The organism is Nonomuraea sp. GTA35 (assembly GCF_041950525.1).
Lineage (GTDB): Bacteria > Actinomycetota > Actinomycetes > Streptosporangiales > Streptosporangiaceae > Nonomuraea.
Genome location: NZ_JBGNUV010000011.1, coordinates 211,855 through 233,217, shown reverse-complemented (window position 1 = coordinate 233,217; position 21,363 = coordinate 211,855). Strand labels below are relative to the sequence as shown.

The 21,363-nt window shown below is 72.5% G+C and carries 21 protein-coding genes; 10 read left to right on the top strand and 11 right to left on the bottom strand.

The window, feature by feature from the left end; translation table 11 throughout:
- Window positions 1–60 precede the first annotated feature (60 nt).
- Genes ACBJ32_RS40020 through ACBJ32_RS40010 form a run of 3 tightly spaced genes read left to right on the top strand, consistent with a single transcriptional unit; the run spans window position 61 to window position 2,183 of the window.
- Window positions 61–876 carry an SAM-dependent methyltransferase gene (locus ACBJ32_RS40020; RefSeq protein ID WP_375131206.1) on the top strand — a complete coding sequence of 272 codons (816 nt, stop codon included), beginning with the start codon at window positions 61–63 and terminating at the stop codon, window positions 874–876.
- Window positions 845–1,171 (top strand): hypothetical protein, encoded by a 327-nt coding sequence (locus ACBJ32_RS40015; protein WP_375131205.1) that lies wholly within the window; start codon window positions 845–847, stop codon window positions 1,169–1,171. The genes ACBJ32_RS40020 and ACBJ32_RS40015 overlap by 32 nt, the downstream gene beginning before the upstream one ends.
- Window positions 1,149–2,183, top strand: coding sequence for a methyltransferase (locus tag ACBJ32_RS40010; protein ID WP_375131204.1), 1,035 nt, complete (start codon window positions 1,149–1,151; stop codon window positions 2,181–2,183). Before ACBJ32_RS40015 ends, ACBJ32_RS40010 begins: the two co-directional genes overlap by 23 nt.
- Here the strand turns inward: ACBJ32_RS40010 and ACBJ32_RS40005 are convergent, their stop codons facing one another.
- Both ACBJ32_RS40005 and ACBJ32_RS40000 read right to left on the bottom strand, forming a co-directional pair.
- Window positions 2,184–2,885, bottom strand: a complete 702-nt coding sequence (locus tag ACBJ32_RS40005) for a hypothetical protein (RefSeq protein ID WP_375131203.1) — start codon at window positions 2,883–2,885, stop codon at window positions 2,184–2,186.
- Window positions 2,886–3,689: 804 nt separating this feature from the next.
- Window positions 3,690–4,298, bottom strand: coding sequence for a TetR/AcrR family transcriptional regulator (locus ACBJ32_RS40000; protein WP_375131202.1), 609 nt, complete (start codon window positions 4,296–4,298; stop codon window positions 3,690–3,692).
- A gap of 48 nt (window positions 4,299–4,346) precedes the next feature.
- Here ACBJ32_RS40000 and ACBJ32_RS39995 point away from each other — a divergent pair, with 48 nt between their 5' ends.
- The gene (locus ACBJ32_RS39995; RefSeq protein ID WP_375131201.1) at window positions 4,347–5,300 is read left to right on the top strand and encodes a hypothetical protein; all 954 of its coding nucleotides are present in this window, start codon (window positions 4,347–4,349) and stop codon (window positions 5,298–5,300) included.
- Between the two features lie 48 nt (window positions 5,301–5,348).
- On the opposite strand, the gene ACBJ32_RS39990 is transcribed toward ACBJ32_RS39995, so the two are convergent.
- The 8 genes from ACBJ32_RS39990 to ACBJ32_RS39955 form a co-directional block, all read right to left on the bottom strand.
- Entirely contained in the window at window positions 5,349–6,695 is a 1,347-nt protein-coding gene (locus ACBJ32_RS39990; RefSeq protein WP_375131200.1) for a hypothetical protein, read from the bottom strand.
- A 241-nt stretch (window positions 6,696–6,936) separates the two neighbouring features.
- Window positions 6,937–9,021: a beta-galactosidase gene (locus tag ACBJ32_RS39985; RefSeq protein WP_375131199.1), complete on the bottom strand. Its 2,085-nt coding sequence runs from the start codon at window positions 9,019–9,021 to the stop codon at window positions 6,937–6,939.
- A gap of 11 nt (window positions 9,022–9,032) precedes the next feature.
- Window positions 9,033–9,956, bottom strand: a complete 924-nt coding sequence (locus ACBJ32_RS39980; protein WP_375131198.1) for a carbohydrate ABC transporter permease — start codon at window positions 9,954–9,956, stop codon at window positions 9,033–9,035.
- Window positions 9,953–10,837 carry a sugar ABC transporter permease gene (locus ACBJ32_RS39975; protein WP_357885292.1) on the bottom strand — a complete coding sequence of 295 codons (885 nt, stop codon included), beginning with the start codon at window positions 10,835–10,837 and terminating at the stop codon, window positions 9,953–9,955. The genes ACBJ32_RS39980 and ACBJ32_RS39975 overlap by 4 nt, the downstream gene beginning before the upstream one ends.
- On the bottom strand, window positions 10,834–12,201 hold the full coding sequence (locus ACBJ32_RS39970; protein ID WP_375131197.1) for an ABC transporter substrate-binding protein: 1,368 nt from the start codon (window positions 12,199–12,201) through the stop codon (window positions 10,834–10,836). Before ACBJ32_RS39970 ends, ACBJ32_RS39975 begins: the two co-directional genes overlap by 4 nt.
- On the bottom strand, window positions 12,198–13,223 hold the full coding sequence (locus tag ACBJ32_RS39965; RefSeq protein WP_375131196.1) for a LacI family DNA-binding transcriptional regulator: 1,026 nt from the start codon (window positions 13,221–13,223) through the stop codon (window positions 12,198–12,200). The genes ACBJ32_RS39970 and ACBJ32_RS39965 overlap by 4 nt, the downstream gene beginning before the upstream one ends.
- Before the next feature lie 143 nt (window positions 13,224–13,366).
- Entirely contained in the window at window positions 13,367–13,573 is a 207-nt protein-coding gene (locus tag ACBJ32_RS39960; RefSeq protein ID WP_375131195.1) for a hypothetical protein, read from the bottom strand.
- Window positions 13,574–13,777: 204 nt separating this feature from the next.
- Window positions 13,778–14,191 carry a MarR family transcriptional regulator gene (locus ACBJ32_RS39955; RefSeq protein WP_375131194.1) on the bottom strand — a complete coding sequence of 138 codons (414 nt, stop codon included), beginning with the start codon at window positions 14,189–14,191 and terminating at the stop codon, window positions 13,778–13,780.
- A 93-nt stretch (window positions 14,192–14,284) separates the two neighbouring features.
- Here ACBJ32_RS39955 and ACBJ32_RS39950 point away from each other — a divergent pair, with 93 nt between their 5' ends.
- The 4 genes from ACBJ32_RS39950 (at window position 14,285) to ACBJ32_RS39935 (ending at window position 17,622) form a co-directional block, all read left to right on the top strand.
- Entirely contained in the window at window positions 14,285–14,896 is a 612-nt protein-coding gene (locus ACBJ32_RS39950) for a hypothetical protein (RefSeq protein ID WP_375131193.1), read from the top strand.
- Between the two features lie 113 nt (window positions 14,897–15,009).
- Complete coding sequence (locus tag ACBJ32_RS39945) at window positions 15,010–15,864, top strand: aldo/keto reductase (RefSeq protein WP_375131192.1); 855 nt, start codon at window positions 15,010–15,012, stop codon at window positions 15,862–15,864.
- A gap of 142 nt (window positions 15,865–16,006) precedes the next feature.
- Entirely contained in the window at window positions 16,007–16,525 is a 519-nt protein-coding gene (locus ACBJ32_RS39940; RefSeq protein ID WP_357885278.1) for a SigE family RNA polymerase sigma factor, read from the top strand.
- A complete protein-coding gene (locus ACBJ32_RS39935) occupies window positions 16,522–17,622 on the top strand; it encodes a hypothetical protein (RefSeq protein ID WP_375131191.1) in 1,101 nt (366 codons plus the stop codon). Before ACBJ32_RS39940 ends, ACBJ32_RS39935 begins: the two co-directional genes overlap by 4 nt.
- Before the next feature lie 128 nt (window positions 17,623–17,750).
- On the opposite strand, the gene ACBJ32_RS39930 is transcribed toward ACBJ32_RS39935, so the two are convergent.
- Window positions 17,751–19,037 (bottom strand): alpha/beta hydrolase family protein, encoded by a 1,287-nt coding sequence (locus ACBJ32_RS39930; protein WP_375131190.1) that lies wholly within the window; start codon window positions 19,035–19,037, stop codon window positions 17,751–17,753.
- A 334-nt stretch (window positions 19,038–19,371) separates the two neighbouring features.
- On the opposite strand from ACBJ32_RS39930, the gene ACBJ32_RS39925 reads away from it, so the two are divergent.
- Both ACBJ32_RS39925 and ACBJ32_RS39920 read left to right on the top strand, forming a co-directional pair.
- Window positions 19,372–20,643: a sensor histidine kinase gene (locus ACBJ32_RS39925; RefSeq protein WP_375131188.1), complete on the top strand. Its 1,272-nt coding sequence runs from the start codon at window positions 19,372–19,374 to the stop codon at window positions 20,641–20,643.
- On the top strand, window positions 20,640–21,332 hold the full coding sequence (locus ACBJ32_RS39920) for a response regulator (RefSeq protein ID WP_375131187.1): 693 nt from the start codon (window positions 20,640–20,642) through the stop codon (window positions 21,330–21,332). The genes ACBJ32_RS39925 and ACBJ32_RS39920 overlap by 4 nt, the downstream gene beginning before the upstream one ends.
- Window positions 21,333–21,363: the final 31 nt, after the last annotated feature.

Below are 21,363 nucleotides of genomic sequence, written 5' to 3'. Positions count from 1 at the left end.
AGATCACGGAAGGTCGGGTTTACCCGTATGATCCCGTCCAGGCGAGGAAGGCAGGCAGTGGTGGACGAGAACGTTCCCCAGGGCATCGACCCGACGGTGCCCAGCGTCGCGCGGATGTACGACTACTACCTGGGCGGCAAGGACCACTTCGCGGCGGACCGGGAGGCGGCCGAGCAGATCATGCGGCTCGCCCGCGAATCCGGCACCGACGTGCGGGAGGTGGCCCTGGCCAACCGCGGCTTCCTCATCCGCGCCGTACGGCACCTCGCCGAGGCCGGGGTGCGGCAGTTCCTCGACATCGGCGCCGGGCTGCCCACCCAGGACAACGTGCACCAGGTGGTGCAGCGGGTCGCGCCGGGCTCGAAGGTCGTCTACGTCGACAACGACCCGATCGTGCTGACCCACGCCCAGGCCCTGCTCGCCGACAACCCCGACACGTTCGCCGTCCAGGGGGACCTGCACCGGCCCGCGGACATCGTGAAGGCCGCCGCCGCCCACCTCGACTTCGGGCGGCCCGTGGCGATCGTCGTGGCCGCCGTCCTCCACTTCTTCCACGACGACGGCGAGGTGGCCGCGATCGCGGCCACCCTGCGGGACGCGCTGGTGCCGGGCGGGTACCTGGTCCTCTCGCACGGCTACGTCGAGCCGGGCGAGGGCGACCCGCACAGGCTGGACGAGGCGCGCGGCGTCTACCGGCGTTCGGCCTCGGGCGCGGTCGCCTGGCGCGACCGCGAGACCGTGCGCGGCTACTTCGACGGGCTGGAGCTGCTGGAGCCGGGGGTCGTGCCGGCCCAGGAGTGGCGCAACGACGACCCGTACCTGCCGCCGGGCCTGGCCAAGGGCGGTGTCCTGGCCGGCGTCGGCCGCCGCGCCTGACCCGTACGGGAAGGCCGGCGAAGACGGTCTCGGCGGGCTCCCGGCGTACATCCAGGGGTGGGCGCGGCGGGCCACGCTGATCACGCGGCTGCAGGAGCTGCTCGGCTCGAACACGATCCTGCTCACCCCCGCCTCCGCCGAGCCGCCCTTCGAGCACGACGCCGGCATCCTCGACGCCGCGCAGGCCGTCGAGGATCGGGCGCCCCGATTGTCTCCCCTGGAGACCGCGTTTACCGTGTCACCTGGATCCCCAGCTAACCGGAGGCTTCGCCATGCCGACAGAGATCAGCGGTGAGACGCCCGCGGACGGGCGGGAAGCGACGCGGTACCTCATCGACGAGGCGCTCGGATACGTCTACCCGGGCGCGCTGCGCGCGGCGGCCTCGCTCGGCGTGGCGGACCTGCTGGCGGGCGGGCCGCTCACCGTGGCGGAGCTGGCCGGGCAGGCCGGCGTGCACGAGGCGGGCCTGCGCCGGGTCCTGCGGGTGCTGGCCACGCGCGGCGTCTTCGAGGAGCTGGCCGACGGCCGCTTCGCCCTCACCCAGGTCGGGCAGGCGCTGCGCTCCGACGTGCCCCTGTCGGCGCGGCCGGCCGTCATCATGCTCACCGACACCACCCTGTGGCGGCCCGCCGGCGAGGTGGAGCTGTCGCTGAAGCAGGGCGGCTCGGTGTTCGAGGACATCTTCGGCATGTCGTTCTTCGACTACATCGCCGGGAACCCGCAGACCGCCGCCGCCTTCCACACCGGCATGGCGGCCTTCTCCGACCAGGAGAACGAGCTCATCGCCGCCGCCTACGACTTCCCCGGGTCCGGCGTCGTGGTCGACGTCGGCGGCGGCCACGGCGGGTTCCTGCTGGAGGTGCTGCGCCGCCGTCCCGGCCTGGACGGCGTGCTGATGGACGAGGAGCACGTGGTGGCCGGGCACCGGCTCGACGCCGAGGACGTCAAGGGCCGCTGGCGGGCGGCGCCCGGCGACTTCTTCGCCGAGGTGCCCGCCGGAGCGGACCTCTACGTGATCAAGCGCGTGCTGCACGACTGGGACGACGAGAGCTGCCTGACCATCCTGCGCAACTGCCGGCGCGCGATGGTGCCCGGGGGGCGGATCCTGGTCATCGACGCGGTCGTCCCGCCCGGCAACGAGCCCCACCAGGCCAAGGCCGTGGACATGATGCTGATGACCGCGTTCCCCGGCCGGGAGCGCACGGAGGCGGAGTTCGCCGGGCTGCTCGCCGCGGCAGGGCTGCGGATGTCCCGGGTGGTGCCCACGGGGACGGTGGTCTCCATCGTGGAGGCGGTCGAGCCGTAGTCAGACGCAGGACAGCCGGACGGGGCCCGCCACGATCGACTGGTCGCCTGTCGTGTTGCCCTTGCCGGTGTCCCTGATCTCCACCATGACCAGGCCGCCGGCGACCGTGACCGTCGAGGGCGCCGCGACCCAGGTGCCCCGGCGCATGCGCTGGTCGAGCGTGAACTCGGCGACCGTGCGGGCGTCCTTGTCGAAGCCGTCGCTGACCGTGTACCAGACGCGCTGACCGGCCAGGCCCGACCTGGGCACGTACACGCCCACCGCGCACTGGTGCCTGCCGCGCAGGCCGGTGGTGAAGCGCCACTGGAACGTGTTGGCCTGCTGACCGGCGGCGCCGGGGTCGTACGTCAGGTCCGAGAACAGGAAGCCCTCCCCGCAGCCCGCGCCGGTCCATCCTCCGGCCCTGGCGTCCTTCCAGCCGGCCCGGCCCGGGGCGCCGATGATGTTCACGCTGCGGGTGGTGTCGCGGGGACAGCTCGGGCCGGCGACCGCCGAGAAGGCGAGGCCGCTCCCTGCCTTGCGCTCGTTCTGCCTGGACTGCGTGTCCTGTTTCGCCGGCTGGGCGGCCTGGCCGGTGGCGGTGGCGGTCGCCGCGGGCTCGGCGGTCCCGGCCGGTGCGGCCAGCGCCGTGGTGGGCTTCCCGTCCTGGTTGAGCAGGGTGACGGCGAACAACCCGACCTGGGCGAGCACCCCGGCGATCACCCACACCTTGATGGAGCCGCGCCACCGCCGCGTCCGCGTGGCGGAAGCGGGGGGTTGCGGCGGGGGTGTGGGTACCGCCGCGACACGAGCCGGGGGCTCAGGCGCCCCCGCGGCACGAGCCGGGGGCTCGGGCGCCGCCGCGACGCCCGAGGGCGCAAGGGCCTGCGGCGGGGGCACGGGGGCCGCCGCCGCGCGAGCCGAGGGCGCGGGAGCCTGTGCCCCAAGGGCCGCCGTGCGGGGCGGCGGCGCTACGGTTCCGGTCGAGCGGGTTGCCGGTGCCGGCGCCTGTGCCGGGCGGACCGGAGGCAGGGGTGCCGGGCGGGCTTTCCGGAACTGCACCGTGGCCGCTGCCGCCTCGTCGGGTCGATCACGCCCGCCGGCCCGCTCGTCCTGCTCGCCCCTCTGGTCCCTCTGGTCCCTCTGGTCCCTCTGGTCCCTCTGGTCCCACCGTAGGTCCCGCCGGCCCTCATGTCCCTCCTGGCCCCGGGCGGGGCGCTGCCCCGGGCCCGGCGGCGGCACGGGCACGGGCACCGGCCGTTCCTGCGGCGGCGGCACGGGCACCGGCACCGGCTGCCCCTGCCTGTGCCGCCCACCCGTCGCTCTCTTGCTCGTCATCGTGGCCCCCTGGATACCGGCTGCCGCCCTCCCTCGGGGCGGCTCTCCGCTCCTGAATACGACGGGACGTGATGATTGGCCTGCTCACCATGATGACCAGCGTTGACCAGCCCCCGTGGACACGCTCGGCGTCCCCCGCCCGATGTACACCGCGCCGCCCACCGCCGTTGCCGCTGGACAGGGTCCCGATCAGGAGGTGGCCTCCCGCCGGCCGTTCCGCGGGGTGGCGGGGGCGGGCTCGGTGTCGTGGGACAGGGCCGTGACCAGCGGGAGGTAGACCTCGTCGACGATCTCGACGAGCACCTCGTCGGGGACGGTGGGCTCGCCCCTGGTGACGAACTCGTTGCGCAGCAACCCCATCGCCACCGTCGCGACCCTGGCCGTCACCTGGATGCCCGCCCGCCGCAGCACGGCCTGCCACATGCCCGCGCCGCCGTCCGTGGCGCGCGAGTGGAGGACGGCCAGCAGTTCCGGGTCGTCCCGCGCGCCGGCCAGCAGGCCGCGCAGGATCTCGCCGAGCGGCGACGACCAGTGGTTGTTGGCGGCGCGCAGCAGGGCCAGGACGTCGCCGCGCAGGCTGCCGGTGTCGGGGATCACCGTCCGGTCGGCGGCCAGCCCGGCGTAGGCGGCGACGCCGAGCGCGGCGCGGTTGGGCCAGCGGCGGTAGAGGGCGTTCTTGTTGGTGCCCGCCCGCTGGGCCACCCGTTCCATGGTCAATCGGGCATATCCGGATTCGAGGAGCTCGTCCTGGGCCGCTTTGAGAATGGCCTGCTCCAGCTCTTGACCGCGACGCCTCATGAGTATCAGGGTACGGTACGTACCGTACCTTTTGAAAGGGATGAGATCATGCGGGGCAAGGGCATCGTGTACGACACCGGCATCGTGATCGGCGGCCACGACACCAGGCAGACGTTCGACCTCGACGCCGTCCGGCACGACCTGCGGGTGATCCGTCGTGACCTGCGCTGCACGGCCGTCAGGATCATCGGCTCGGACCCCTCCAGGCTGGAGGCGGCCGCCCGCGAGGCGGTCGCCGCGGGGCTGGAGGTGTGGTTCTCCCCCTTCACCGCCGACCTGTCGCCGTCGGAGCTGCTCGACCTGTTCGCCGACTGCGCCGGGCGGATCAAGGAGACCGGCATGGTGTTCGTGGCGGGGGCGGAGCACAGCCTGCTCAACCGGGGCTTCCTGCCCGGCGACACGATCGGGGACCGGATCGGGCTGCTCTCCGAACCGGAGAGGCTGCGCGAGCACCTCGGGCGGGTGCCCGCGCTGATCAACGCGTTCCTGGAGGACGCCGTGACGGTGGTCAGGGAGCGGTTCGCCGGGAGGATCACGTACGCGGCCATCCCCTTCGAGTCCGTGGACTGGTCGTTGTTCGACATCGTCGGGGTGGACCTGTACCGGTCGGCGGAGATCGCCGACCGGTACCGCGACGGGGTGCGCGCCCTGGTCGCGCGGAGCGGCAAGCCGGTGGCGATCACCGAGGTGGGCTGCATGACGTTCCGGGGCGGCGCCGATCTCGGGGCGCGGGGCACCGAGGTGGTGGAGTACGACGGGCACCGGCCGGTGGGGCTGAGCCGGCCGCTGGCGCGCGACGAGGGCGAGCAGGCCGCCTACCTGCGGGAGGTGCTGGACGTGTGCGAGCAGGAGGGGGTGGACAGCGTGTTCGTCAACACGTTCGCGCAGTACGACCTGCCCGGGGAGCGCGACGCGGCCAGCTACGGCGTCGTCCGGGTGACCGGTGAGACGTCGTGGGAGCCGAAGGAGGCCTTCCACCTGCTGGCCGAGCGATACGGCTGAGCGCCCGGGCCCGCCGGACCGCGTCGCCCCGCGACACGACCCGGACGGCTACCTCCTCCTCGTCCCGCTCAGGCTCACGTGGAGGTGGTCGTCGTGGTCGGTGCGGAAGTCCTTCTCCCGGATGATCGTGTTGCCGATCCTGCTCCAGGCGCCGATCCCGAGGTCGAGCTCCGCCCGCTCCTTCTTGGCGTTCGTGAACGGGTACACGCCCTCCCTGAGCAGCGCGGCCGCCCAGCCCGCGGCGAACCGGGAGTCCCCCTTGACCGGGCTGCCGGCAGCGTAGTAGATCCGCACGACGTTCTTGTTGTCGATCAGCCTGCCCAGCCGCGTCCTGGTCGTCTCCGCCCAGTCCCTGACCTGGCGCAGCCCGTCGGCGCCGCCGTTCATCGCGGCCTTCGTCGCGGCCACCAGCCTCTCGTGGTTCAGGCCGCCGGAGCCGGCCACGCCGGCCTTCACGCCGGCGAACCGGTAGAGGTGGAACGCGTCGAGGTCGTCGCCGGTCAGATGCGTCTGGTGACCGAGGTTGCGCGCGTGCTCGCCGGAGACGTCGTTGATCTCCGGCAGCAGCGCCTTGCCGGCCGCGACCGACAGCCAGCCGTGGGTGAAGGACGAGCACCAGTCGTCCCCGCCGTCGTCCTGGGCACGCTGCCCGAACCTGCCGATCCCGGCGGGCAGCCGCCACAGCGGGAACAGGTTCGCGGAGACCTGGCTCGTGGTCACCACGGCGCCGTCCTGGCCCCTGCCGTACAGGCTGATCCGGTAGCCGATCCTGGTCACCTCCGACGGCTTGCCGCGCACCTTGGAGGGGTGCTGCTCGTCGAAGGTCACCCGCACCTTGAGCCTGCCCCGGCCGACGCTCCTGACGCCTTCGCCGCCGTCGGCGGTGGGCGCCGCCTTGGTCACCGTCTGCAGCACCGCGCCGCGGGCCTTCGGGCTGGTGTCGAGCAGGTCCACCCGGACGCAGGTGAGCTCGACGCCGGTCGGCAGCGTGTAGTCGACGCCGAAGTACCGCTGCCGGGTGTTGGCCTCGTCCGGCCGCGGGATGCTGACCCTGTCGTCCCTGGCGGACTTCGCCAGGCCGGGCCTGGCGTGGCGCGGCACCCGGTCCCGGCTGATCGCGGTGACCTCGAAGGCCGACTCGTCGGACGCGGCATCCGAGACGTCGCAGTCCTCGCCGGCGTCGGGGACCACGACGTCCTCGCCGAAATCGGGATCCCGGACCTTCTCGGAGCCCTCCTCCACCTCGGGTACCAGGAGCTCGCCGGGCGACTCGGGGCTCGCCGGCGTGGCGGCCCAGGCGGCCGATCCGCCGAGCTGGAGCGTGCCCGCGGAGACCACCGCGACGGCGGTCGCGGCGGCGGCCACGAGCCGGCGCGGGCCTGAGCGCCGGGTCATGGCGCGCCCCGCTCGGCGGGGCCGTTCAAGCTGGTCATGATTGCCTCCTCGATGAGGTGTATGCCGTCGTTTGTACGGCGCGAGGCATTGACCAGCCAGAACGGCACGTTGACCAGCGTTGTCCATGGTGATCGAGGAGGGTCCGGTCAGGTCCGGGTGCCGGCGGGCGAGGCCCGACCACGTGGCGCGGCGCTCGGGCAGGCCGCCACGCTCTGCGCGGCGAGCGCCGGCACGGGTGCGCCTACACCTCTACCAGCACGCGCACGTCCCACGGGCCGAGCCGCAGCTCCGTCCCGGCGGCGTGTTCGCCGCCGCCGAGGACGTCGCGGGCGGCGACGGGGACGGGCACGGCCGCCTCCTGCCAGCTCCAGTTGTGCAGGAAGCGCAGCCGCCGCCCGTCCCGCGCGGTCGCGCCGGTGGAGGTGACGCCGGCCGGGACCCGGTGCCACGGGCCGGGGTCGGGAGCCAGCCACCGGAACAGGGCCTCCCCGAACGAGGGGTTCGGGAGGGTGCCGACGCAGGTGACGCGGCCCGCGCCGTGCGCCCGGGTGGTGACGGCGGCGAAGCGGCCGAAGTGCGGGTGCTCGTAGGAGGCCAGCACGTCGGCGCCGTCGGCCTGCAGGCCGTCGGCCCAGCGGGTGCCGGCCCAGGCGGCGGCGCCCTGCGGCGGCGTGAGCGGTGAGCCGTCCAACGCCCGCACCGGCAGGTCGGCGTCGAGGTTGCTGAACTCGTCGTACCAGGCCCCCGCCGCCTCCGCGAGCCGCGCGGGCTGCACGTCGCGCCGGGCCCGCGCCTCGTGGTCGGCGTACGCGGTGCGCGGCCCGAGCACGAGGTGACCGCCCGCGGCCGCGTACGCCTGGAGCCAGTCGAGGGTGGCGTCGTCGGCCACGTAGAGACCGGCGGCCACCAGCACCGGGTGCCGGCGCGCCACCGTCGAGGGGTCCTCGGCGACGGCCTGCCCGGCGTGCACCACGCGCGCCTGCAGGCCGGCGTCGAACGCGCCGCGGTAGAAGGTGTCGAAGACGGCCTCGTACGAGCGCCGGTCGGGCCCGCCGTCCGGCGCCTGGAGCGGCGGCTGCGCGGCCAGCGCCCACTTGCTGGGGTGGGAGTACAGCAGGGCGACGTCCCCGTCCGGGGTCAGGCCCTCGACCAGGTCGCCGGCCTGCTCCAGCTCGGCGCCGATGCGGGCGATCTCCCGGTAGGTGCGCCCGGGCCGGCCGCTGTGCGGCAGCACGCCGCCCCAGTACGTCTCGGCGCCGAACACCAGCGTCCGCCACTGCCAGTACTCGATCATGGAGGCGCCGCGGGAGACGAGCGCCCAGGCGGCCTGCCGCCACTGCCCGTCGTAGGCGGGCTGGTTGACCCAGGGCGCGCCGATGGCCTGGGCGTTGGTCTCGGTGACGAGGAACGGCTCCTGCCGGGAGGAGTACATCCGGTCGGCCACCCGGTAGAACGCCCACGTGTCGCGGGTGCGCCAGTCCTGCGTGGCGTGCGGCCTGGCGGGCAGGGCGAGCCCGTCCTGCATCGCGTAGTACGGGTTCCCGGCGGCCACGTCGAGGCCGGCGGTCAGCTCGTCGTCGGCGACCGCGGGCCGGTCGTAGGCGATGCAGGTGGTGACGAACTGCTCGGGGCGGGCGTACTCGCGCACGATGCCGGCCTGCCAGCCGATGAACTCCGTCACCTGGTCGGCCTGGAAGCGGCGCCACGCCTGCTCGTACTGGGGCTGGGCGTTGCCGTCGGGGGTCCACAGGTCGGCCCAGGTGGACAGCCGGTGCGACCAGTAGACCAGGCCCCACTCCTCGTTCAGCCTCTCCACGTCGCCGTACTGCCGCCGCAGCCAGTCGGTGAAGCGCTGGAAGATGCCGTGGTTGTGCAGCAGGTGCAGGCCCGGCTCGTTGTCCACCTGGTAGCCGATGATCGACGGGTGCCCGGCGTACCGCTCGACGACCTTGCGGATGACCCGCTCGGCGTGGAACAGGAACGCCGGGTGGGTGAAGTCCATCTCCTGGCGGGCGCCCCAGCCGATGCGCCGCCCGGTCTCGCGCTCCCCCGCGATCTCCGGGTAGAGGCGGGTCAGCCACGGCGGCGCCGCGTACGTCGGCGTGCCCAGGATGACGCCGATGCCACGCTCGTGCGCGCCGTCGAGCGTGGGCTGCAGCCAGTCCAGGTTGAACCGGCCGTTCTCGGGCTCCCAGGTGGACCAGACCGACTCGCCCACCCGGATCACGGAGAAGCGGGCCTCGGCCATCAGGTCCAGATCTGTCTTCAGCAGCTCGCTGGGATGGTACTCGGGGTAGTAGGCGGCGCCGAAGAGCACTCGCGACACGGATGATCCTTTCATTGTTTGACCCCGCCTGCGGCCAGCCCGCTCTGCCAGTACCGCTGCAGCAGCAGGAACGCCACGACCAGCGGGATGATCGACAGGAGCGAGCCGGTGACGACGAGGGGGATGACGTCGCCGCTGCCACCGGCGACCGTGGCCTGCCCGGCCCAGTTGGCCAGGCCCACGGTGACCGGGTACAGCGACGGGTTGCTGAGCATGATCAGCGGCAGGAAGTAGTTGTTCCAGGTGGCCACGAGCGTGAACAGCAGCACGGTGACGAACCCGGGCGCCAGCAGCCGCATGACCACCTGCCAGAAGATCCGCAGCTCGCCCGCGCCGTCGATGCGGGCGGCCTCCAGGAGGCTGTCGGGCACGGCGTCCTCGGCGTAGACGCGCATGAGGTACAGGCCGAACGGGTTCACCAGCGACGGCAGGATGATCGCCCACGGCGTGTTGACCAGCCCGATCTGCGCGAAGATCAGGTACGTGGGGATGGCCAGCGCCGTGCTCGGCACCATGATCGCACCGAGCACGAGGCCGAACAGCGCCTTGTTGCCGCGGAAGCCGAACTTGGCGAACCCGTAGCCGCCCAGCGCGCACAGCAGCGCCGCGCCGCCCGCGCTGACGACCGCGTAGAGCGCGGTGTTGAGCAGCCACCGGCCGTACACGCCGTCCTCGGCGGCGAACACGTCGCCGATGTTGCCGGCGAGCGCGAAGTCGTCGGCGAACCAGAGCCCGAAGCTGGAGAACAGGTCCCCGGTGGTCTTCGTGGCCGCCACCAGCAGCCAGAACAGCGGCAGCAGGAAGTAGACGAGGAACGCCAGCATGCCGAGGGTCAGCAGCGGGCTGCGCCGCCTGCCGGGCGGCGTGCTCGCGGTGCTCGTGGCCCGCGTCGCGGGCCCGGCCGCGGACGCGGACGTGGTCACGGGGGTGGTCATGTCCGCCTCCGGGTGAGGGCGAGCTGGACGGTGTAGGAGACCGCGACGATGACCAGGCCGAGCAGGAACGACACCGCCGCCGCGTAGTTGAGGTCCTGGCTGGTGAAGGCCAGCGAGTAGGCGTACAGGTTGGGGGTGTAGGCGCTGTCGATGACGCTCGGGGCCAGGCGCTGCATGAGCTGCGGCTCGTTGAAGAGCTGGAAGCTGCCGATGACCGAGAAGATCAGCGCCATCATCAGGGCGGGCCGCAGCGCCGGGATCTTCACGCTCCACGCGGTGCGCCAGGCGCCGGCGCCGTCCACGGCCGCCGCCTCGTACAGCTCGGAGGGGATGGCACGCAGCGCCGCGTACAGGATGATCATGTTGTAGCCGGCGAACTCCCAGGTCACGATGTTGGCCAGGGAGCCGAGCATGAGGTCGCCGCCGAGCAGGTTGGGGGCGGGCAGGCCGAGCGTGCCGGCGAGCTGGGCGATCGGGCCGAACTCGGGGCCGTACAGGTAGCCCCACATGAGCGCGGCGACCACGCTGGGCACCGCGTACGGCACGAAGATGCCCAGCCGGATGAAGCGCGACAGCCAGAGCATGCCGCTGTCCAGCGCGAGCGCGAACAGCAGCCCGAGCAGCAGCATGAGCGGCACCTGGACGAGGAAGAACTCGGCCACCCGCAGCACGCCGCCGAGCAGCCGCTCGTCGGTCAGCGCGCGCACGTAGTTGTCGAGGCCGACGAACGTGGTGCCGCCGATGAGCTGCTCCCTGAACAGGCTCAGGTATCCGGCGTAGGCCAGCGGCACCACCAGCATGGCCACGAACACGATCATGAAGGGCGCGATGAACAGGTATCCCGCGGCCGACCTCCGCGGGGCGGTCCGGGTGCTCGTCACTGGGCGACCTTGAAGCCCTGGCTCTCGGCGTACGTGGTGATCCGCTGCTGCCACTGGTCGAGCGCGGCCGGGGTGTCGCTCTTGTCGGCCAGGGACTTGCCGACGGTCTCGTCCCAGTCGTTGACCGTCTGGTCCAGGAACGGCGGCCAGCCGAAGCCCTTGTCCACGGTGTCGCTGATCCCGGCGAAGACCTGGTTGACGGTCTGGCCGCCGTAGAACTCGGGCTTCTGCTCGGCGAACGACGCGTCGTTCAGCAGCGCCTTCGTCGGCGGGAACAGGAACTGCTCGGTCGCCATCATCTTGGTCGACTCGGGGTCGGTGTTGAGGAACTCGGCGAACTTGGCCGCGGCGATCGGGTTCTTCGTGGTCTTGATGACGGCGCTGGTGGAGCCGCCCCAGTTGCCGGACTTGTTCTCGCCCGCCGTCCACTGCGGCAGGGGCGCCGCCCGCCACTTGCCGCTGGTGTCCTTGGCGTTGCCGGCCAGGAACACCGGGCCCCAGGCCGCGGTCAGCCAGGTGGCGTACTTGCCCTTGTTGAGCGCCTGGTACCACTGGTCGGTGAAGTCGGGGTCGGTGGAGACCACGCCTTCCTTGACGAGCCCGCCCCAGTACGTGCCGAGCTTCTTGGAGACCTCGTCGTTAACGCTAACATCGATGTCCTGCGCGCTCGCCATCCGGAACGGTTTGCCGCCCGCCTGCCACAGCAGGCCCATCCAGGCGCCGTTCTGGTTGGAGGCCAGGTTGGTCAGGTAGACGCCGGGGTCGGCGGCGTGCAGCTTGCGGGCGGCGGCGGCGAACTCGTCCCACGTCTTGGGCGGTTGGATGCCGTGCTTGTCGAAGATGTCCTTGCGATACAGCATGCCCATCGGGCCGGTGTCCTGCGGGATCGCCCACACCTCGCCGTTCTTGCCCGCGACCTGGTCCCACGTCCAGTCCACGAACTTGTCCTTCAGCGCCTCGGCGCCGTAGGGCCGCAGGTCGAGCAGGCTGTCGATGATGGTGAAGGTCGGGATGTACTGGAACTCGATCTGCACGACGTCGGGGGCGCCGCTGCCGGCCTTCAGCGCGGTGCGCAGCTTGGTGTACTGGGGCTCGCCCTGCCCGGCGTTGACCACCTTGACCTTGATCGCCGGGTACTTCTTCTCGAACAGCGCCACCTCCTTGCCGATGTCCGGCACCCAGGTCCAGAACGTCAGCTCCGTGGGCGTCTGCATGGCCTTGTCGATGTCGGCCTGGCTGACGGCGGCGGCGGGCGGCTGGTCGGCTGCCGGCTGGGCGCCGCCGCCACCGCCACCGCCGCAGCCGGCCAGGAACAGGGTCGCCGCGGCCGCCGCGGCGAGCCACCGGGTGCGTGTCATGGTCATGTCTTCTCCTTGGGGGGTCGGGTGGACTGACGCTTGACCAGGTGCGTGGTCGGGAGATCGGGCGCGGACGCGCCGGGGCGGCCCTCGATGCGCTCGACGAGCAGCGCGAGGCCCTGGGCCACGGACGCCGCGAAGTCCTGCCGGATGGTGGTCAGGGGCGGCGACAGGTACGCGGCGGCCGGGATGTCGTCCATCCCGATGACGCTCACCTGCTCGGGCACCGCGCGGCCGGCCTCGGCCAGGGCGCGCAGCACGCCGATCGCCATGTCGTCGTTGGCCACGAACACCGCCGTGACCTCCGGATCCGCCGCGAGGACCCGGCCGGCCGCGTAGCCGGAGGCAGGTGTCCAGTCGCCTTCGAGCATCGGCGGCTCGGGGGCGCCGGCCGCGGCCAGGGCCGCGCGCCAGCCGCGCACGCGCTCCCGCGAGGCCCACCACCGCCCGGGGCCCGCGACGTGCCACACGGTGGCGTGGCCGAGGCCGAGCAGGTGCTCGGTGGCCTCGCGGCCCGCGTCCACGTTGGACGGGCTGTTGATGATCACGTCGGGGCCCGCGAGCCCGGGCAGCGGCCCCAGGCTGAGCACCGGCACGCCGGGCTCGATGCGCAACTGCTCGCCGACGTCGATCGGCTCGGACAGCACGATGCCGTCCACGCCCTGCTCCAGCAGCGACTCCACGGCCCTGGCCACGCCGCTGTCGTCGCCTTCGAGGGTGTTCACCACGCTGAAGGCGTAACCGATCGCCCTGGCCCGCCGCTCCAGCTCGATGAGCTGCGAGGCGGGGCCGTACAGGGCGCTGCCGAGCGAGACCACGCCGATGCGGTGGAAGCGGCCCAGGTTGAGCGCGCGGGCCGCCGTGTTGCGGCGGTAGCCGAGCTCGCGCGCCGCCGCGAGGACCCGCTCGCGGATCTCGTCGCTCACGTACGGCTCGCCGTTCATCACGCGCGAGACCGTCTTCTGCGACACCCCGGCCAGCCTGGCGACGTCCGTGCTGCCAGGAGGCCTGCGTCTGGTCTCGGACATGCGCAGCTCCTCGCGTCTGACTACGTAGTCAGCGGTGGCTAGTACTGTGCTTGCCCGGTGACACGATTGTCAAGGGCACGTTTCCGGCCGCCGCCATGCTGGCCAGGGCCGCTCACCGTCCGGGTCCGCCGATCAGGGGCGCCTCACGGCCACGCGGACTCGTCCCACCCTCGCTCGGCGCGTCGCAGGCGGATCGCGAAGTAGCCGGCTCTGAGGCGTTCGCGCTGCGCGGCGAGGTCGTGGCGGATCCTCCGCCCCGCGGCCTCGATGCGCCTGGAGTCGGCCCGGATGTCGCGCGCCTGGAGCAGGAGCCTCTCCGTGGCGGCGCGCACCTCCGTCACCCGCTCCACGAGACTGGGACCTTCGGCGTGCCGGGCAGCCGGATCACGACCCATGGCCTGCATCGCGCCACGCCCTTCCCTCGCCCGGGGACTCGCTGGAGCCACCTCCACCATCGCCCGCCGACGCCGCGCCGGTCAGGTCAGGCGACGAACCGTTCAGCCGCCGTCCGGCCGGAAAACGAAAGGGCGGGCCGATCGCGGGACGACCAGCCCTCAGCCGCGCGGCCGCCGCCGCCCCTGTTTCGCCGGCTCGGCGCGGACGCGTTCGAGGTGCCGCTCGTACAGCTCCCGGGAACGGCGCAGGAAGAGCCGCACCCGCTCCAGCTCGGCGGCGCCGAACTCCGCCATCACCGCCTCCCCCTCGGTGGCGATGGGCCCGTACAGCTCCCACGTCCTCGCGGCCGCCCCCTCGGTGATCCGCACGACGACCTTGCGCCGGTCGGACGGGTCCGGCGAGCGGGTGAGGTAGCCCAGCTTCTCCAGCCGGTCGAGCATCGCGGTGACGCTGCCCGTGGTCAGGCCGAGCGCGGGGCCGAGGACGCTGGGCGTGACCGGGCCCTGCGCGCGTGCCTGCCGCCCGAGCCGTTCGACACCTTCGTCGCCACCTGCGCCCGCGCTCCCCGCCACTTCAACGTCCTGACCGAGAAGCGCGGCGTCACCGCCTCGTTCCCGCTGCGGCCCGACGACGACCCCGTCAACAGCGAGCGCTCGGTCTCCCGGATGACGCTGCGCCAGATCCTGCTGACGGGGATGGAGGACGTGGTCCACTTCGGCAAGGAGTTCACCCGCTACGAGCGCCACGGCGACGGCACCGTCACCGCCCACTTCGCCGACGGCACCAGCGCGACGGGCGACCTGCTGGTGGCCGCCGACGGCACCGGCTCCCGCGTGCGCCGCCAGTACCTGCCGCACGCCAGGATCGAGGACTCCGTCATCGTGGCCGTCTCCGCCAAGGTGCCGGTCACCGAGGAGACCCGGGCCCTGCTCACGCCCGAGATGCTCCACGGGATCTCCTCGGTGTTCGCCCCCGGCGGCCTGTTGTGCATCTGGCACGTCATGGAGTTCAAGTGGGACCGGGACGGCGGGCTCAAGCACGGCATGGGCGGCAACGAGCGGGAGATGATCCCGTACGGCTTCGCCCGCGTGCGGGACTCGCTGGCCCGCATGGACGGCGACGCCGCCATCCACAAGCCGGTCATCGGCCGCGCGGTGCTGGCGATGACGCGCGCCTACTTCGGGGTGACCGGCCGGGTCCCGGCACTCAAGCGCAAGTTCGTCGACGACCTCTACACCTACCGCGGCGCCGACGAGCACATCTCGGGCGGCGGGTGAGCCCGGCACCCGCGCTGGCCAGGGCCAAGATGTCAACCGTTTGACAGATCAGCGGGATTCCGGTTGACCTGGAGTGCGCTCCAGGAGCCAGGCTGGGTCCCATGCACAACACCATGACAACGCGCACCATCGGCGACCGGCCGGTCGGGGCCATCGGGCTCGGGGCCATGCCCATGTCGGTGGCCGGTCACATGCCGGACGAGGAACAGTCGATCAGGACGATCCACGCCGCCCTCGACGCCGGCATCACCCTGATCGACACGGCCGACGCCTACACCCCGTCCCACGAGGACGTCGGCCACAACGAGCGGCTGGTGGCCCGGGCCCTGTCCCTGTGGGGCGGCGACACCGGCGCGGTGCTGGTCGCGACCAAGGGCGGGCACACCCGCACGCCCGGCGGCTGGGACGTGGACGGCAGCCCGGCGTACCTGCGGGCGGCCTGTGACCGCTCGCTGAAGGCGCTCGGGGTGGACAGCATCGGCCTCTACCAGCACCACCGGCCCGACCCGAAGGTGCCGTACGAGGAGACGATCGGGGCGCTGAAGGAGCTGCACGACGCGGGCAAGATCCAGTTCGCGGGCATCTCGAACGCCAACCCTGAGCAGATCAGGCTCGCCCACGACATCCTGGGCGAGCGCCTGGTGAGCGTGCAGAACGAGTACTCGCCGCGGTTCCGCTCCAGCGAGCCGGAGATCGACGTGTGCGCCGAGCTCGGGCTGGCCTTCCTGCCGTGGTCGCCGCTCGGCGGCATCGGCCGCACCGGCGAGCTGCGCGAGCTCAACGCCGCCTTCACCGAGATCGCCGACGCCCACGGCGTCACCCCGCAGCAGGTCTGCCTGGCCTGGGAGCTGGCCCGCAGCCCGGTCGTCATCCCGATCCCCGGCGCCAGCCGCCCGGAGACCATCGTCGACTCGGCCGCCGCCGCGTCCCTGGAGCTGAGCCCGGAGGAACTCGCCCGCCTCGGCTGACGGCCCGCCGGTCATCGCCGCCCGGGCCGGGGACACCGGCCCGGGCGGCCGTGCCTGCCGGCATCCGCCGGTCCCCTTCCGGCTGCCGGGTACAACCTTTCGTCCCGCGGGTGGCGTTGGCAACGGGCGAGAGGAGATCACATTGGACCGTCATGACGGCTTCCGCGAGTTCGTGCTCGCCCGCCAGCAAGCGCTGATGCGGACGGCGTACCTGCTCACGGGAGACGCCCATCTCGCCGAGGACCTGCTGCAGAGCGTCCTGATCAAGGTCGTGGGGCAGTGGGCCAAACTGGCCAGGGACGGCAGTCCCGAGGCCTACACCCGCAAGGCGCTGGTCAACCAGTACATCTCCTGGCGGCGCAGGCCGCGCCCCGAGCTGCCGAGCGCCGACGTGCCCGAGCGGGCCGCCTCCTCCGACGAGGCCGCGCTCGACCGCATCGTGCTGCGCCAGGCGCTGGCCAAGCTGGGCCCCAAGCAGCGCGCCGTGATCGTGCTGCGGTTCTGGGAGGACCTGACCGAGGCGCAGACGGCGGAGGTGCTGGGCTGCTCCATCGGCAACGTCAAGAGCCAGACGCATCACGCGCTGGCCCGGCTGCGCACGATCGCTCCCGAGCTGGCGCACCTGCTGAACGACCCCGAGATCGCGGAGGTGACCCGATGACGCGGCTGCGCTCGGCTCTCGACGGCATCGCCGCCGAGGCACCCCAGGTGAACCTGCTGGACGCGGCCATCGCCGGGCACCGGCGCCGGCGGCGGACCACGATCGCGCTGGCCGCCGCCGTGACGGCGGCCGTGGTGGGGCTGACCAGCGCCGCCGTGGCGTTGCCGTGGCGGTGGGGCGCCGCCCCTCCCGTGCCGCAGCAGACGGCCGTGGTGCCCGACCTGCCCGGAGGGAACGTGGGGGTGCTGAGCCACGCGTACCGCACGCCGTGCAAGAGGCTCACCGAGCCGCGCGGCATCGACTGCGACGACGTGGAGTGGCGGGTGGTCACGGCAGCCGGGAAGGCGTACCGGGTGCCGCAGGCGCTCGTCCACACCGCCGGCGACCACGACGCTCCCGTCGCGCTCAGCCGGGACGGGCGCACGTTCGCGTACTACAGCAGGCAGGCCCAGGCGCACGTGGTGCGCGACATGGTGACCGGGGCAGAGGTGACCGTGCCGCTGCCGGAGGAGGAGATCGAGGTCGGCTCCATGCTGGCGGTGTCCGACGGCGGCCGTTACCTGGTCTTCGACCCGCGGGAGGGCACCAGGTACCCGGGCCGGCTCATCGACACGCGGACCGGGAGGCGCACCACGATCAACGGCAAGTACGAGCCGGTCACCATCAAGGACGGCGTGGTCCAGTGGATCCGCTACATCAAGACGGACCTGTGGTTCATGCCGGTCGCCGGGGGCGGCAAGCCGGTGCGGTTCGACGGCAGGTTCATCGCGCCCAGCGAGCTCGCCCCGGACGGGCGCACGGTGGTCGCGATCGACAGCGAGGACGTCCGTGCCGCGAGGCCGGTGTTCACCGTGCTCGACGTCAAGACCGGGCGGACCGGCCGGCAGGTCGCGGTCAGCGGGCTGCCCTCGAACCGCGGCATGGTCCACCCCACCCGCTGGCACAACGCGACGGAGGTCGAGGTCAGGTACTCCGGCAAGGGCGGCTGGGCGCTCTACGCCGTGGACGTCGGGACGGGGAAGGCCCGGCTGCTGAAGAAGTACGGCGAGGTCGCGAGCCTGACCCTCCCGGGGGAGGCGGCGGGCGTCCTCCCCTGACCTCCACCGCCGCGGGGTGGCCGGCTCCGCTGTCAACGTTCTCGCGCCGTGGACATCGGCCGCTGTACCGCCGCATGCCGTGCCCACGGTGGGACATGCGCAGCCGGCCGGGGGCGCTCGGCGGTTGTCTAGGCGCAGCTCTGCCGCTTGACGTCACACCGTTTGACCTCGGGGTACCGCGTTGAGGGCTTGTCCAGCAGGGGCTGGGGCTTGTGGCGCAGGTGCAGGTCGAGGAAGGCTCGAACGGTGCTGCGGGTGATCTCGACCGCGCGTTCCGCGGGCAGGCCGGGATTGCGGTGGATACCGAGCTGCTCCACCAGCAGGGCGGTGTCGGTGAAGGAGGCATGTTCTGCCCCTGTCACCACGAGCCAGCGCTTCCATCCGGTCAGCCGCGCCCAGTCACGGTCCCACGTGGTGTCCTTGCCTGCCGGGCTGTGCATGGCCTGCGTGCCCAGGAAGAGGAACGGCCGCGACAGCCCGCTGTCCGGGATCGGGGAGAAGGTGGTGCCGTCCATGTTGAGCCCGGCACGCACGCGGGTGTCGTTCAGCATGGCGGCGATGGCGCTCGCGCCTCCTGCGGAGTGCCCGGCCATCGCGATCCGGGACGGGGCGATCAGTGAGGCGCCCTTCCAGACGGGGTGCGCGCCGGTCAGCTCGTCGAGGACGAAGGTGACGTCGGCCGCTCTGCTCCGGCCTACCTTGTTCCAGAAGTCCTGGTCCTTGCGGGCCTCACAGGCGACACACGTGGTGACCCGGCCGTCAGGGAAGGTCGTGGCCAGGCTCTCGTAGGTGTGGTCGATGCCGGCCACCACGTAGCCCCTGCTGGCCAGTTCCTCGGCCAGGGCGGTGAGCGAGGCGCGGGGTTCGGTGAAGCCTGGGGAGAGCACCACCAGGGGCAGGCTGTGTCTGCGTCCTGCCGGTCTGGTGTCGCTGAAGGCGTTGGTCCGCGTTGTGCTCAAGGCGTCGTACGGCACGCCGGGGATGTCCTCGCCTTGCAGGATGAGCTCTGATTCCTTCGCCGTCATGTACGGGGCCCGCTTCCCGCCGCGGGATTTCGCCGGGTACCACAGGGAGATCATGAGTTCCCTCGCCTTCGCGGCGGGAACCCAGGGGTCGGCGCGGGAGGTGTCCTTGAGGTGCAGGGACGTGGTGCCGACCGGCTGGGATCCGGTCGGTTCGGGCAGGTGTGGCGTGCCGGTCCGGGTGGGCGACGGATCGGCGGCGACAGATGCGGTGGAGACGAGTGACGGTTCGCGCGAGGGGGAGCTGGAGACGAGCGGACCTGATGCGGAGGCGCAGGAGGTGGCGGCAGCGAAGGCGAGCAGGGCCGCGACGACGGTGGCGCCTCGGCGGATCCGGCGGGGCGGCGTCGGTGTCCCCGCGCCGGTGCCGTGCCCTGAGGCTGGATCGCGCATGCCTTTTCTCTCCATCGCATGAGCCAACGGACTGTCCTTCCTGATGGGGCCGCCTCGACGGGACCTGTGCCGGCGGCCGGTGGCGACAACGACGCTAGGGGCCGACGAGATTCGTCCGCGTCGGCTGTCTTGCCGATATCGAGCCCTTCCCGGGGAGGATCGCTCGGCGGCGTCATCCTTGCGATGTACTTCTGGCGGAGGTCGGATCCGGTCACCGGGGCTGACGCGGGACGTGCCATGCGGCCGGGACAATGCATCAGTGGCGACAGTGAGCAGAAGACGTGCATGGTGGCGATCGCGGCTGGATGTGCTACGGCCCGTACGGGAACCCGCTGTGCCCTCGCGCCGGTCGCTCCTCGCCGACCTGCTGCTCGCGATCGCCCTGACCGTCGTCGCCGTGGCCGCGACAGCGGGCGCCGCGGACGGCACCCATCGCCTCGACGGCCGGCAGCCCTCTTTCTTGGAGCCCTTGCACCTGCGGCCCTCTCCACCGCCACGAAGCAGCGACGCCCCGCCTGACCGCGGGGAACGGCCCGTCGTCCCCGCCGGTCGCCAGGAGGATCCAGGTCCGCTCCCGCTCCTGGTGGTCCTGACGGCTCTGCCGCTGGCAGTGCGGCGGCTGTACCCGCTGATCACTTTCTGGACGGTGCTGGCCGCGGCGTTGGCCACCCACGACGACGCGACGTGGATCACCGTGGTGGCGTTCGCCATCGCCGCCTATGGCGCCGTGGCCCACAGTCCTCACCGGGTGCCGGCCGTCGGCGGGCTCGTCCTCGCCACCGTGCTGGCGGGCGTCGCCTTCCGGGACTCCGTCCCGGCGTTGCCGAGCTGGCTGGGGCCGTTCGTGGTGGTGATGAGCGCCGGAGTCGCCGCGAGTTTCGTCCGCTCCTGGCGGCAGCGGCTCGAGGCGGGCCGCCGTCGATTCGCCGACCTGGAGCGGGCGCAGGAGGAGGCCATGCGCAAGGCCGTCCAGGAAGAGCGCTCCCGGATCGCCGCGGAGCTCCACGACGTCGTCACCCACAATGTGAACGTGATGGTGATCCAGGCCGGAGCGGCACGCAAGGTGATGGACACGGCCCCTTCCCGGTCGAAGCAGGCCATGCTGGCGGTCGAGGCCGGCGGCCGGGCCGCCATGGCCGAACTACGCCATGTCATGGGCCTGCTCGCCGGTCCGGAGAGCGAGCGGGCCGGCAGCAGCGCCGACGGGCTCGAACCGCAGCCGGGGCTCGACCAGCTCGACTCGTTGATCGAACGGGTACGAGCAGCCGGGGTGCCGGTCAGCGTCGAGATCTCTCCACCGCCGGGCCCGCTGCCGCCCGGGGTGGAGCTGACCGTCTACCGCGTCGTCCAGGAGGCGCTGACCAACACGATCAAGCACGCGGCCGGCGCGCAGGCGTCCGTCAGCATCGGCCACCGCGGCGACTGGCTGGAGATCGAGGTCACCGACACCGGCGGCAGCCGGACGACGCGCGCCGGAGACGGCCAGGGCCGGGGCCTGATCGGGCTGCGGGAGCGCCTCGCCCTCTACGGCGGCACCCTGCGGGCCGGGCCGCAGAGCGGCGGGGGTTATCGGATCACGGCGGGGATTCCGTGGACGACCAGGTGAACCGGCCTCTGCGCGTGGTCATCGCCGACGACCAAGCGCTGGTCCGCAGCGGGTTCGGGATGATCCTCACCGCCGACGGCATCGACGTGGCGGCCGAGGCTGCCGACGGAGCAGAAGCCGTCGCCGCCGTCCGGCGTACTCGGCCCGACGTCGTGCTCATGGACATCCGGATGCCGCAGATGGACGGCCTCGAGGCCACCCGGCAGATCATGGCAGCAGGCGCGGGCGAGACCCGCGTCCTCATCCTGACCACGTACGACCTCGACCACTACGTCTACGCCGCGCTCACCGCAGGGGCCAGTGGCTTCCTGCTCAAGGACGTCACGCCCGAGCACCTGGTGGCCGCGGTGCGCCTGGTGCGCTCCGGCGACGCCCTGCTCGCGCCCACCATCACCCGCCGCCTGGTCGAGCGGTTCGCCCGCCGCGACGAGGCCGGCCCAGCCGTCCATGGGGACCTGTCGGAGCTGACACCCCGGGAACTGGAGGTGCTGCGCCTGCTCGCCACCGGGCTGAGCAACGCCGAACTCGCTGACCGGCTGGTCCTCAGCCCGACGACAGTGAAGACTCATGTCGCGCGCATCCTGTCCAAGCTCGGCCTCAGGGACCGGGTGCAGGCGGTCGTCCTCGCCTACGAGACCGGGCTGATCGCCCCACGCTCACCCGCCAACCGGCCCCGATCGCCCGGCTGAACCGCCGTGGCCATGGCCGAACCCGGCGCTC

Coding starts and splice junctions, on each gene's coding strand:
- ACBJ32_RS39930 (WP_375131190.1), bottom strand. CDS start 19,037: ATGCGCGATCCAGCCTCAGGGCACGGCACCGGCGCGGGGACACCGACG.
- ACBJ32_RS40000 (WP_375131202.1), bottom strand. CDS start 4,298: ATGAGGCGTCGCGGTCAAGAGCTGGAGCAGGCCATTCTCAAAGCGGCC.
- ACBJ32_RS40010 (WP_375131204.1), top strand. CDS start 1,149: ATGCCGACAGAGATCAGCGGTGAGACGCCCGCGGACGGGCGGGAAGCG.
- ACBJ32_RS39965 (WP_375131196.1), bottom strand. CDS start 13,223: ATGTCCGAGACCAGACGCAGGCCTCCTGGCAGCACGGACGTCGCCAGG.
- ACBJ32_RS39935 (WP_375131191.1), top strand. CDS start 16,522: ATGACGCGGCTGCGCTCGGCTCTCGACGGCATCGCCGCCGAGGCACCC.
- ACBJ32_RS39970 (WP_375131197.1), bottom strand. CDS start 12,201: ATGACCATGACACGCACCCGGTGGCTCGCCGCGGCGGCCGCGGCGACC.
- ACBJ32_RS39980 (WP_375131198.1), bottom strand. CDS start 9,956: ATGACCACCCCCGTGACCACGTCCGCGTCCGCGGCCGGGCCCGCGACG.
- ACBJ32_RS39990 (WP_375131200.1), bottom strand. CDS start 6,695: ATGACCCGGCGCTCAGGCCCGCGCCGGCTCGTGGCCGCCGCCGCGACC.
- ACBJ32_RS39995 (WP_375131201.1), top strand. CDS start 4,347: ATGCGGGGCAAGGGCATCGTGTACGACACCGGCATCGTGATCGGCGGC.
- ACBJ32_RS39950 (WP_375131193.1), top strand. CDS start 14,285: ATGACGCTGCGCCAGATCCTGCTGACGGGGATGGAGGACGTGGTCCAC.
- ACBJ32_RS39945 (WP_375131192.1), top strand. CDS start 15,010: ATGACAACGCGCACCATCGGCGACCGGCCGGTCGGGGCCATCGGGCTC.